This window comes from Paenibacillus sp. JJ-100, assembly GCF_948329825.1.
Lineage (GTDB): Bacteria > Bacillota > Bacilli > Paenibacillales > Paenibacillaceae > Paenibacillus.
Genome location: NZ_CAOJCM010000001.1, coordinates 805,942 through 818,475, shown reverse-complemented (window position 1 = coordinate 818,475; position 12,534 = coordinate 805,942). Strand labels below are relative to the sequence as shown.

The window sequence follows — 12,534 nt, the reverse complement described above, 5'->3', positions numbered from 1 at the left end:
GCTCTCAAAATTTAAAGAGCTTCGGAAGTTTTACTGTAAATATTGTACCGCCTGAACATGAATTTCCAGCATGGATTGTTCCTTTATGCAGATGAACTAGCTCTCTTGCGATAGCAAGCCCTAAACCATTTCCGTTAGTCGAACGTGATTCATCGCTTTGATACAGCCTCTCGAATATATAAGGCAGGTCATTTGGAGAAATCCCTTTTCCATTATCACTTACCTGAACTATAACGCTTTGTTCATCTTCACTGATCTGTAGATTAATCTTGGTCCCCTCACTGTGTGCAATAGCATTCTGAAGCAAATTATTAACAATTCTTATGTAAGCATTTCGATCTAATCCGATCAAGCATTCTTTTTCAAAAATATCAATATTATATTCAAAATGCTCTTCCTCAAAGGTTGGTATCCAATCTACCAAAATATTACGTGTAAGTTCGTTAATATCTTCTTGTTCAAGTTTAAATACTTGCTCGTTTGCGGCCAGTTTGACCCAATCGAATAACACTTCAACGAAACCCTTTAGTTGATGTGCTTTGTTTAAAGCAATCTCAAGATATTCCTCTTTTTCTTTGCCCGTCACAAACTTCTTTTGAACCGCGTCCAAATAGCCAACTAAAGAAGTTAAAGGTGTTCTCACATCGTGGGATAAACTCGACATAAGCCGCTTATAAGCCTGCTCAGATTGCTTCAACTGGTTAAGTTGAGTTTGGCTTTTCATGGCTATATCATTTATGGAATAACAGATTGTTTTAGTGATATCATTTTCATCTACCAATATACGACGATTCCAATTCCCCTTTTTTATATCTACTAAAGAGTTTTCAATAATTGAAAGTTGCCCAGAAACCTTATACAGTTTTGTTACCAAACCCAAGATAACGATGAGTGAGAAAGCCAGAGCTATAAGTAGAAAAGAGATCCATCCCATCATTATACCTCCTTATTAAAACGATAACCTACACCGTGTACCGTCAAAATGTAAAAGGGCTGTTCCGAATTGGGTTCTACCTTCTTCCTCAACTTACTTATAAAGGACATCATATTATTGTCGTCATAAGAATAAGCATCGTTCCAAACTTGTGTATAGATTTGTTTCTTCGTAAACACTCGCCCCTTATTCGAAGCTAAAAATACTAATAAATCAAATTCCTTGCCTGTTACATCAACTAGCTTGTCCTCCACATGAACCGTTCTGAGTCCTTTATCAATCACCATTCCTTTAAAGGTAAGAATGCTCGCAACATCTCCAAAATTAAACGTAGTATATCTTCTAATCAAAGATTTCACTCTAGCAATGAGTTCATTGATGCTGAAAGGCTTTGTTAAATAGTCATCTGCTCCAAGGCTGAGACCAGTTACTTTATCCGGCTCACTTCCTTTAGCCGTAAGCATAAGAACGGGGACATGACTATATTTTCGTATCTCAGATAATACTTGAAAACCGTCCATATGAGGTAACATTACATCTAAAATAATTAATGAATATGCATCGTTTTTATTCATGACTTGAAGTAATCCGGTTTGCCCAGTGTATGCTATATCCGTTTCGAGGTTTACTTGGGATACGCATTTTTTTACTAATGAGCACAATTCCACATCATCATCTATAATGAGTATTCTATTTGACATGAGGATTCTTCGCCCCTTTTTGAAATTCCGATTACACGAAAATATATCCTTATAGATCTGATCAAATCATTACATCACTCAACTTACGCAGCCCTGATTACCAAGCAAACCTTACCTTGGTTTACATCTTCCCACAAGTGTTCTTTTTATTTGAGATTGATATGGTCACTCTCTTCTCAGAAAGATCTGGAGTGTCAAAATCGTGTCATTCAAGAGATTTTCTGGAAGCTGCCATTTCATTTAAAACGTTCTCAAAATAGCGATATACTTCCTCTGCAGTTCCCAAAAACTCTTCAACAGGTATATTACTATCCAAGTAACAAGCATACAGATATTCAACTAAATGGGAGTCAATCTCGCAATAGTTCAATATGGCATTCTTCATCTTAATGATGTCATCTTCCCATATACCTGTATTCTCTAAAACCAAAGAGTATAATGCACGAATCAATCTCTTAGAGTAACCTTTAATATATCTATTTTTCAATACGTCATCATTAGCATTAGAAAGTGAACGATGTACACGATTCACTTCTTCCTTGGTCTCTATATTTAAGTCTAAAATGAATGCTGGAGAAATCATGATCGGGGGTACCTTTTCACCAATGTCATCCCCATGAATGCAAACACAAATGATCTTAACCCAAAAACCCCACTCATGTGGTTTACTTAATACATCGTCAATCGAGCAAATAATCGTATCGATCTTAGTTAGGACTGGATATTCTTCCAAAAGCCTATCTTTAATATTTGATATTCTTTCGTAATCAATCTCTTTGGGATTTGCACATACAATCGTAAAGTCTGCATCTGACTTAAAAGGTGTAGCCGTTCCTTTTGGAACCGAGCCGCACATATAAATGCTATGAATCTTACCTTTAAATTCCGCAAGTAAATGATTTATGTACTTATTAACAAATTCCTTATATTCACTTTGTATTACAACTTTATCTATTACTTTTTCCAATATCATATAGACTCCTCCTAAACTAAAAACTTCTTTCGGCTAACGTTACTGTATTCACCACTCGACATATGCCCCGGCGTTAATATTACGTTAGGCGAAGGCACAAACTTCCGCGACTAGTTTTATACAATCTTTTTAAATAAAGTAGTCATTTCATTTTTCGAATGGATCTCTATATCTTCATATCCAATGATTTCATTCATTTTTATCGGCACTACTAGTCTTTCATACTTGTACTTCTCATTAATTAATATATAAAAAGCCATTAAAACTGCGTTTATTAAATTATGCTCCTTAGGTTCTCGGATCAACAATTCAGTTACGACTAGCTCTTTATCATATCTGGAACGATTTACTGCAATATGGTAATCCCAAAACGGAATCTTGCTCTTACTCCCTGACTTGCATATTATAGGGTAGTCAGAATTGATGAATGTATTGAATACATCATTTAATTCTTTAAATTCTAATTTCTTCTGTGTACAATTTATGTTTGCTACACCATTGTGTATTACACAATGATATTCGGTGCTGGCAAGATACTCTTTAAACCTATGAACTAAATCACCTCTAAGAAATATCGGGCCAATCACATTTTTGCCTCGTCTCTACTAAATTTCTGTGCTTTCGCCTAATGTTCTTGCATTCAAGACCCTCACGGCATGAATGCGTTGATATGAAAATAATCTTTGAGATATCTACAAGTTCTCGTTCTTAAATTTCTTGAAATATTAGTTTTGCGAGATTATTTGTAATATCATCTACATCGGTAATTGAAAGATTATTCAACACGATAATACATACTTCATCATTATGGTATCTTGTTATCTTATTTTTAAAACCTACTATCCCACCACCATGGTAAACACTCTTACGAGTGATGTTGTGAATTAGCTCGTCATTAATAAACCAACCATACCCGTAACCATATCCATAATCAGTAAAAAGACGCTGCATTCCGCTTTCTGAAACTAACTTGTTTGAAGATAAAGCAAGCTCCCATTTATATAGGTCTTCTGTGGTAGATAAAAGATTACCTCCACCTGATGCGATAGACATATCAATAAAGGAAGAATTAACAAGACCCATTGTATTATCAAACTCATATCCGGATGCTCTTTGTAAAATAATCTCCTTATAGTTATCAGGTCCAGAACTATGCATTGATAGCGGAGAGAATATATTCTCCATTAAGAAATTTTCGTAAGACTGTCCTGTTACTACCTGGATTAAGTAGGCTAACAGTAAATAGCCGGAATTTGAATATCTAAAATGTGATCCCGGTTGGAATTCCAATGAGAGTTTCATTATTAATTCTGAGCTTATATTAAGTGGAGTGTATTCCTTCATGATCTTATTGAAATCTTGGAGTTGGGTAATATTAGGGATTCCTGATGTATGAGTCAACAGATGATGGACTGTTACATCTTCACCATAGGGACAAAGTGGGAAAAACTTAACTAATTTATCATTCTCGCTGAGTAATCCCTGCTCTGAAAGCATCATAATAGCCATTGAAGTAAATTGTTTGGTAATTGAACCAATACGAAATTTTGTTTCGGGTGTACATTTAATTAGATGTTCTTTATTTGCTAATCCAATCCCCGCATTGAATAATATTTCTTTGTTCTTGGATATCAAAACAGATCCACTAAACTCTTGTTTCAGGTTTTTACTATCCAAATAATCATATATCATGCGTGATAATTCACTCACCAAATCACCACTTTCAGATTTTATAGTTACTTCATATAACGTTATGGTATCCACGACATCACACCGACTTAAAGCCCCGTCAGGGTCCGGCCAAGATACGGTTAGTCGATGCGAATGTGTCCGTCTGAATCTTTTTGTCCACTGCTCATAATGTCTCTCGAAATCACTTTTTCGGACCGAGGGCGAATGCCCGAAACGTGAATATATTGTTACACGCTGTATCTGCCTTCAACGAACAATCCGAAAAAGTCAGTTCTATATATCCTTCTTCAGATAATAATGTGTATGTCTTCCGGCATTTTCAATTGTTCCATAGATCTTGAATCCTTCTTTCAAATAAAAGTCTAGCGCTTGAAAACTCAATGTATCTAGCTTAATAAATTCACATTCTTTCTCAATTGCCATCTTCTCTGCTTCTCTAAATAATGCTCTTCCGTATCCTGATTTGCGATGCTCTGACTCAACAAATAGATAATGAATCTCCAACCAATTCCAACAAAACTCTCCGACAATACCACCGATTATCGCTCCATCATCATTAACTAAATGTAAATTTAACTCTTGATATCGACCTTTCAAATCGTCAGGAAAATGTATAAGATTGAACTCTATCATTCTGTTTCTTACGTAATCTTTATTTTTAGAATCTATGTTATTGGTTATCACTATTGACAACTTCATTCACTCCCATTTTTTTTGTTTATATTCATTTTAATGATTTCATAAGCCTTGAAGTAACTTCATTCTTTATGCTCTTGTATATATTGCATGTAACGTTGTTGTATTCGCGACGTCCCATCAACTTAAGGCCGTAGGCCGACTGCGTAAAGATTAATCTTTGATTTCCCATTGTGGATTCCAAACAACTTCCCACAAATGCCCGTCTGGATCTTGAAAGTAGCCAGAATACCCTCCCCAAAAGGTATCGTGTGCCGGAACTGTTATAGATGCCCCAGCTACCTGTGCTAGCTCCATAACTAAATCAACTTCTTCTTTACTTCTTACGTTGTGACCTAAAGTAAAATTAGTGGGACTTGGCAAGGATTTATTAAGTCCTGTATCATATGCTATACTTTCCCGAGGCCAAATCGCGAGCCTCAAACCTTCCTGTAAATCAAAAAATGCAACAGCTCCTTGTTCAAATTCAGTACCTATAATTCCTTCTGTCCGTAAACCCAACCCATCTCTATAAAATTTAAGAGCTTTCTCCAAATCATCTACACCTAAAGTAATAACAGTAACCCTTGCTTTCATAAAAATCACACCCCTTAACTAGTTTTGTAAACAAATTACACATATAAAATGCCTCGTCGAATCTACTTCTAGCTTCTGCCGGACCGAGGATTGAATGGCCCAGTGCGTGAATATGTAGTTAGCCGATGTGTACATTCTCTTCGAAATACCTATTTGTTTTTTTTCTTGATCCGCTTGAAATATTTTTGTGCTTCTTTAGATAAAAATGAATTTTTCTTTTTTGCTTCTTCGGTCAGTTGTTTTAACTGCATTACTGCTTCATATTCATGAGACAGTAACAACCTTCCATTAACTACACTTATTACTTTAGATATAGCTTCACCAGGCTCTCTGAATCCCATTATTGGTAAAATTCTTTTTTCCGGATTCATCAAAAATGGAGTAGATGAGAGTTGATACTTCGTAAAATTATTACTAATTAAATGATCATATTTAGAGTAGTAAACAATAATTGCAGTCTTGTTAAAAACACCAGCAGCCAGGACATTGGAGTACTTCGGCAGTACATCAATACCCATAGCAGTATCTTCATATTTTTCGTCTTTCTCATTCTCTATTAACGAAATTGCTATACTTATTCTTTCTCTCGGATTTTCAATGCGCTTTAGACATCTATCCTTTACTGATACAAATCCGTAATCATCTTCATCTTTAGATCGTTCTATCCAATAAAACATACTCGTAATCTTCCACATCCAACGTACTAATAACTCAGCTTCGAAATCATTGAAACCTTGATTATTTTCGATCCTTTCAAAGATTTTCGATACAGGTAATTCCAAGATTCTACCTAATTCTGAATTACATTCTTCACAAATTGGAATTACACAATGTTTTCCTGGTATTTTTTTGTTACCTGCAGTTCCTGTTATTGGATTAGAAAATGTGTTTGTTTTCTTTAATAACCACTGAGGAAAAATATGCTCTTTATTGGTTTTTTTGCCTCTTTCAGTACAACTGATACATAATTGTTTAACTAATGCTCTTTCTTGGTTTGACATATAGAATTCTCCTGTTCATTTAAGTATCTTTCAAGCTTGTTATATGATTGAGATGCCTACTTCGAATTACTTAACTATTTTTCGGAATCTCAAAAGTTTGTGAAATCACTTTCTGTAGTCCTAAGCCATCAATCTCAATAGTCTCTTGTTCTTCGAAGTAATCAATATTATGTTCTTCATAATATTTCTTCCAAAATCTCACTGCTGGTTTATTTTCCACTAGTTGACCGATACTAACTTTTCCTTTTAATAGATTAAGTACTTTCTCTATTCCTAACGAAGCAATTTGATTACCGCGATATTTCCTTAATAAAAATAATTCCTGTATTGTAAAATCAATTCCTTCTGGAACAAACGGAGGGGAACAAACTAATATGAAGCCAATTGGCTTACCTAAATACATAACAAAAAATGGGTGCAACTCCTCTCTCTCTAGGTACAGGTAAGTATTTGTTGGATCAAATTTCCCATCATCTTTTGGATCTTCACAGGTAAATTCTGATAAGTCATACAAATATAAATTATACAAATTCAAAAAAGTATCCGCTTGATCTTTTGTTATTTTTGCAATCTCAATATCCATTTGAATGACACCTCTTTTTTTATATTCTTTGCATCCCTGTCATATAACGATTTGCATTCCTGATGTTCAAACAGCTTAAGTGACCGTAGAGAACGGATAGTTAGACTTACCTAGTTGAATGTATCGAATGAATTCTTGGAAATAACTTCTTAGCGATCAAGGGCTAAAGCCCACAGTAGGAAAGCTTTGTTGTAAGATTTCATCCCCTTATTCGAAATGCATATCCATTCTTGTGGTTTTCAATTTCTTCATCTGACCAATTTCTTTCCCGTAACGTTTCTCTCGATTTTCTTCATTACAATGTAAGTTTATATAATATACATGGTTAAAAAAAGAAAAGTCTGTACATTTTTCAATATCCCAATGCATCATTGTCCCGCATATTATTGTCATTCGCCCACTTTGAGCGATATTGCGTGCAACCCGAAGCCAAATATTCCTTATTTTTTACCACCCTCCAATCCAAATATTTCATGACAAGCTTGCTTATGCTCTTAAATTTATATTTAGTTTTCGCGCTGATCTCTTATAACATTGTCGTATTCACGACGCCGCACCTATGAGTCACTCTCAAAATTTTAATTTATCATACCGTTTGAGAACCAATAAATTTTTAAGGGTCACATAGGCTCTCCATTCGAATTTTGCAGTTTCACCTGGGGGATCCCAACTAATCTGCCATCCTCCATCTTCAACTTGTTGGGATTCCAACACCTCAAGATGTTGAACAATTATATCCTCTGAAAAAATTCTTCTACAATATGAAGTAGGCGTTGGTGCAAATTCTAATGGTGATAGCCCATAATTCTGGGAACATGCGTCCATACGTAAAAACTTAGCAGTGACAAGTTCGTTGGATAACTTATTGAACAGTCCAACGATATGTTCTGTTTGGGGAAGACTTTCAAGGAGACAAAATGAGGTTAAGATAGTGTGTGCATCTTCGTATCTCTTCGTTGAAATGTAATCTAAGCAAACCTCGGTTGCCTTATCAAGCCAAGAATGATTTATACCCTGCCACTTGAGAAGACCAACCAGTCCAGTCATACGGTCCAATGAAGGCTCTGTGGATAGTGGATGGTTCCAATGGCCGGCACGAGGATAATTTTCCGATGAAGTACATATTGTTGGGATCCCCTGGGCTAGATCAGCATGATTCGAGATATATTCACAAGCTTTAAGCGATATTTCTTCATCCTTAATGTTGCAATCGTATAATAAACGAAGAGCGAATTCCGTGTAGAGTGGTTGACTATAGGGTGTACGCAAGTCTGGCTCAAGTGCATTTCCAAAGCCGCCATCATTGTTCTGATATGCTTTAAGTGAAGTTACAATATTATCTATCGAACCCTCAAAGAAGAAATGTTCAAAGACTCTTCTTTCCAATAGTCTTCCATGATTCCAAATAAAGTTTGCTGCTTTATCAAAACTCATATATTCAACTCCCTCGATTTACTCGAATATTGTTTCTGCGCTGGTTGCATATAACTTTCTTGTATTCACGACCCAGCATATGCTGGGTGTCCTTCAGCTCCCACTTCCCCGAAATCCCTCTGCCGGACCTAGGCCTTATGCCCGCAGCGTGAATATTGTGTTATAAGATGTCAGCTTCGTCCTCGAGATACTTATAGGAATCCACTTATTCGTTATACCATTTTCTAAGTTGATTTATATGGGCTTGATGATAACGGCAATGGTCAGCTATATGCCATAGCCCCCAACGAATAGTCGCTTGCTTTTCATTTTGATGTCCGAAATTAACCACTTGATCAAGATTGGAATCTGTTAATTGTGTACATGTATCTTCTAACATTCTAATTATATCTTGGTAATCTGACATTAGAGTATTTAAAGTCCTACCCTTAATCATTGGAAGGTTATTATTCTCATCTATCATAGGACCATATTGCTCTTTCAAATTATTAGGTAAAGGTTCTCTCTTTAGCCTGTAAACCCAGTTAAGGTCTACATACAACAGATGCCAAATCAACTGAGCGGTACTGTTATAGTTGCCGTTTGGACCTTTATAATCAACTTCTTCTTGAGACATGCCCTCAGTTATAAGTTTTAAACGTTGATTATTTTCCTTTACTGTGGAAAATAACATCCCAACAATTGGTGACAAATTTGCTCCACCTTGTAGATCATAAAGCATTTAAGTTTCCTCCCTTTTCTTTACTGAGTTTTAATATCTTCCTTGAAAACGCAATCAAATTATAAGTCTATAAAGTCTTCTCAAAAATGTATAGATCACCTTCTTCTCTAACTTTGGTGAATCCGCACTTTGAATAGAAGTGATGATTCTTGACACTCCAGACAGGAGTATCAAGCCACCATTTATTGCAATCTGGAAAAGTCCGTTCGATTTCTTTCATTACTTTCATACCGATTCCTTGATTCTGAAAGTTCGGATCAATAAAAATCCTTCCTAAGTTATGCACTTGGTTGCTTTCTATTAATATCAAAGCTCCGCCTATTATTTCTCCGTTATAGAGCACCTTGAAATATTCACAATATTGCATCATATCTTCTTGCCAACTTGTGGAGTCATATCCTGGGGGTCCTCCGATTTCGTTATTATTCAATAGTTTAGATTCTTGATCAAAGCTAGTCTTTTGTATCTCGGCAAGCTTTTTTGCATCATTCTTTACGGCTTTCTCTAATATCAACATAAATATATCTACCTCCATGAATGTGAATAATTGTACTTTTCTTTTTAAAATTATCTTTTATTATTTTATGATTAAATATTTCTTGGACAGGTTTCGTCTAACGTTCCTGTATTCACGAACCCCGAAGGGGTGGTCTGCTGGAATGCCTCTTAAAATCCACGCGGCAGACCGAGGCTCCGAAGGAGCCGCTGCTTGAATATTATGTTATGAGATGTCATTGACCTCTTCGAATCACCCTCAAAACATTCCGTTATGCCCCTCGTCCGATATCTTTAATTGTATTTCAAAACCTTCATTCGGTTCGATATCATCTATGAAATGCCATTTCCCTTTACTATCTTGCCGATATATTTTCCATTTGTTTTCACCTAATCTGAACTGAGCTACTGGCATCTGCACCCAATGATCACTATTGTACCCTTGTCTTTCTTCGATCAATGTCACATGATCTCCTCTGATCTTATAATTGATTCTTATTTAGGTTTTCACATGTTCTGGTACTACATTTTTAGTGTAATTGTCTCTGATCTTCATATTCGCTTTTTCGGGAAATCATCCATTGATTTCTGTCTCTCCTTGCCTTGATCCGTTTCACACCGTATATAACAATGATTTCACCTAACGTTTTTATACGAAACGACCCAGCCCTAGATAGCTCTTATCTTGGGCTGGGTCGTTTGTTGACTGAGCTACTACCATGATTATACATCTATCAACCAAGGGGCGTAAGCCCCACAGCGTGAATACTGTGTTATCTCTGATTCACTCACATTATTCTTTATAGTTTAATTGGTTTAAATAATATTGTATTCCTGCCCGATCTATATCAGAAAATTGAAGAGGATTATCTTCTAACAGGGCTCTTAAATCTTTTATTCTTATCCATCTAATTCCTGATGTTTCGTCTCCTGATTTAAGCAATTCACCGATTGCTTTACATCTAAAATAATAACCAAGAGAATCTACTGGTCCTTTTACAGTTTGATATGCAACAAATGGTTTAACACATTCTACTTCAAAGGAATTTCCTTCTGTGACAATTCTTAATTCTTCTCCTTCAATTTCAGAAAGGTCTAAACCGGTTTCCTCTTTAACTTCTCTCTTCAGTGCTTGTATTAAAGATTCAAAGGGTTCAATACGCCCTCCTGGAAGTTCAATAGTTAATGGCTCATTCGGTTTCACTCTATTCTGAATTACAATTTCAATATGATCATCAATCTGTCTTTCAATGATCGCTCGTGTATTCACATAAAACATTATAATCAACCTCTCTGTTAAACATTCTTTCCGATCTGCACATGATTTCACATAACATTCTGGTATTCACGCCCCGACGTATGTCGGGTGTCCGGCGACCCGCAGCGTGAATATTAAGTTATGTGATGTACCACACTTCCTCGAGATGCTTATTAAAAATTCTTAAGTAATCCCTCTACTTCTTGTTTATACTCTTCTATCATTTCTGCAATAGACAAACCTGTAAAAAAGTCGGGTTTAACATACTCCTCTATCCACTCGTCATAAAAAAGTGCACACTTATACGCAACATCTAATATTGGTACGGGATTGTTAAACCTAGGATTTTGATGAGCAATAAATTTATTCCGAAAGTTAATCATTGATTTCCTGTATGTTTCCCATTCTTCTTTACTAAAGTTCAAGTGTATAAGTAGCTTTGTATTAAAATCGTTTTTCGCTCTATTTTCATCGTCTAATTTATTTAAATGGATTTCATTATTAAATGATCCAAATACGGTAGTCCAATATAATATGGCTTGGAGTAAGTGAGCATCACTCGTCAATTTCCAAAAAACAGAACCATTAAATTTATCATGATTTTTCTGTAGTTCCTTAAATGTTATGTAATGATGAAGAAAATCTCGTACAGACCCATATTGTTTTTCTAATACTTCAATTTTGTATTCCTCATTTTCCATCATTTTCACCTCTTTTAAATTTATTTAGTGGTAATTCCCATAACGTTTCCGCATTCCTGACGTCCAAGTGGCTTAAGGTGCAATGCACCGGGTCGTCAGACTTAGCCGGTTGGATGTGTCGCCTGATTCAACTTCGTCGCTATCGCTCCTTGGTGACCTAGGAGCGATAGCGACGAAGTGGAATGCATTGTTATCAGATGGTACAGCCCCCTTAAAACTACATTCAAATTCAGTCAATTTCTATATATTTGTTAATCCATTCCTTCCCTGTTTGCCCTTCTTTTATTGGGTTATTGGTTTTCAAAATATCAGTGCTCGCTTTTGCCATTATCCATTCTTTTAATCCATTTTCTTTACTACTTTTCAGTTCTTCAATTAAATATACTAGCCCTTTTTCACCTTTACTTATGATGTTTTCGTATTCAGTCTGATTTTGTTCAATATAATCGATTGGATTACTAGAAAATATAATTTCTTTGTTATTAATGATCTTTCTTAAATTATCTTCTATTTCTTGACCAACATTATCACTTGATTGGCATGCAACTAAACACACTGTTATTAGTAGGAATATAAAAAGTATCTTTTTCATTTCAAAACCTCCTCTCAAGTCGACGTCTAAAATTCTTTTTTATATTCCTGTGCTGTACTTTCTGATAACGTTCCTGTATTCATGAACCCCGAAGGGGTTGTCTGCTGAAACCCCTCTTCGAAATCCAACCCGCTGACCAAGGCTTCAAAGGAGACGCAGCTTGAATATATTGTTATA

The 12,534-nt window shown here is 35.7% G+C and carries 16 protein-coding genes; all 16 read right to left on the bottom strand.

The window, feature by feature from the left end:
- Positions 1-4 precede the first annotated feature (4 nt).
- The 16 genes from PQG66_RS04065 to PQG66_RS03990 all read right to left on the bottom strand — a co-directional run bounded on the left by PQG66_RS04065 (position 5) and on the right by PQG66_RS03990 (position 12,357).
- Positions 5-937 carry a sensor histidine kinase gene (locus PQG66_RS04065; RefSeq protein WP_272035407.1) on the bottom strand — a complete coding sequence of 311 codons (933 nt, stop codon included), beginning with the start codon at positions 935-937 and terminating at the stop codon, positions 5-7.
- Complete coding sequence (locus PQG66_RS04060; RefSeq protein WP_272035405.1) at positions 937-1,635, bottom strand: response regulator transcription factor; 699 nt, start codon at positions 1,633-1,635, stop codon at positions 937-939. The genes PQG66_RS04065 and PQG66_RS04060 overlap by 1 nt, the downstream gene beginning before the upstream one ends.
- 205 nt (positions 1,636-1,840) lie before the next feature.
- Positions 1,841-2,608, bottom strand: coding sequence for a nucleotidyltransferase domain-containing protein (locus tag PQG66_RS04055; protein ID WP_272035403.1), 768 nt, complete (start codon positions 2,606-2,608; stop codon positions 1,841-1,843).
- A gap of 116 nt (positions 2,609-2,724) precedes the next feature.
- A complete protein-coding gene (locus PQG66_RS04050; RefSeq protein WP_272035401.1) occupies positions 2,725-3,195 on the bottom strand; it encodes a hypothetical protein in 471 nt (156 codons plus the stop codon).
- Positions 3,196-3,316: 121 nt separating this feature from the next.
- Positions 3,317-4,372, bottom strand: a complete 1,056-nt coding sequence (locus PQG66_RS04045) for a serine hydrolase domain-containing protein (RefSeq protein WP_272035399.1) — start codon at positions 4,370-4,372, stop codon at positions 3,317-3,319.
- Positions 4,373-4,573: 201 nt separating this feature from the next.
- On the bottom strand, positions 4,574-4,993 hold the full coding sequence (locus PQG66_RS04040) for a GNAT family N-acetyltransferase (protein ID WP_272035397.1): 420 nt from the start codon (positions 4,991-4,993) through the stop codon (positions 4,574-4,576).
- Between the two features lie 156 nt (positions 4,994-5,149).
- Complete coding sequence (locus tag PQG66_RS04035; RefSeq protein ID WP_272035395.1) at positions 5,150-5,572, bottom strand: VOC family protein; 423 nt, start codon at positions 5,570-5,572, stop codon at positions 5,150-5,152.
- A gap of 149 nt (positions 5,573-5,721) precedes the next feature.
- The gene (locus tag PQG66_RS04030; RefSeq protein WP_272035394.1) at positions 5,722-6,573 is read right to left on the bottom strand and encodes a hypothetical protein; all 852 of its coding nucleotides are present in this window, start codon (positions 6,571-6,573) and stop codon (positions 5,722-5,724) included.
- A gap of 70 nt (positions 6,574-6,643) precedes the next feature.
- Positions 6,644-7,156 (bottom strand): GNAT family N-acetyltransferase, encoded by a 513-nt coding sequence (locus PQG66_RS04025; protein WP_272035392.1) that lies wholly within the window; start codon positions 7,154-7,156, stop codon positions 6,644-6,646.
- Positions 7,157-7,726: 570 nt separating this feature from the next.
- A complete protein-coding gene (locus PQG66_RS04020) occupies positions 7,727-8,590 on the bottom strand; it encodes a hypothetical protein (protein WP_272035390.1) in 864 nt (287 codons plus the stop codon).
- A gap of 205 nt (positions 8,591-8,795) precedes the next feature.
- On the bottom strand, positions 8,796-9,311 hold the full coding sequence (locus PQG66_RS04015) for a DinB family protein (protein WP_272035388.1): 516 nt from the start codon (positions 9,309-9,311) through the stop codon (positions 8,796-8,798).
- A gap of 67 nt (positions 9,312-9,378) precedes the next feature.
- On the bottom strand, positions 9,379-9,828 hold the full coding sequence (locus tag PQG66_RS04010) for a GNAT family N-acetyltransferase (protein ID WP_272035386.1): 450 nt from the start codon (positions 9,826-9,828) through the stop codon (positions 9,379-9,381).
- A gap of 237 nt (positions 9,829-10,065) precedes the next feature.
- Positions 10,066-10,272, bottom strand: a complete 207-nt coding sequence (locus tag PQG66_RS04005) for a DUF3024 domain-containing protein (protein WP_272035384.1) — start codon at positions 10,270-10,272, stop codon at positions 10,066-10,068.
- Positions 10,273-10,599: 327 nt separating this feature from the next.
- Positions 10,600-11,085 carry an NUDIX hydrolase gene (locus tag PQG66_RS04000; protein WP_272035382.1) on the bottom strand — a complete coding sequence of 162 codons (486 nt, stop codon included), beginning with the start codon at positions 11,083-11,085 and terminating at the stop codon, positions 10,600-10,602.
- A gap of 152 nt (positions 11,086-11,237) precedes the next feature.
- A complete protein-coding gene (locus PQG66_RS03995) occupies positions 11,238-11,774 on the bottom strand; it encodes a hypothetical protein (RefSeq protein ID WP_272035381.1) in 537 nt (178 codons plus the stop codon).
- 220 nt (positions 11,775-11,994) lie between these two features.
- Complete coding sequence (locus PQG66_RS03990; RefSeq protein WP_272035379.1) at positions 11,995-12,357, bottom strand: hypothetical protein; 363 nt, start codon at positions 12,355-12,357, stop codon at positions 11,995-11,997.
- Positions 12,358-12,534: the final 177 nt, after the last annotated feature.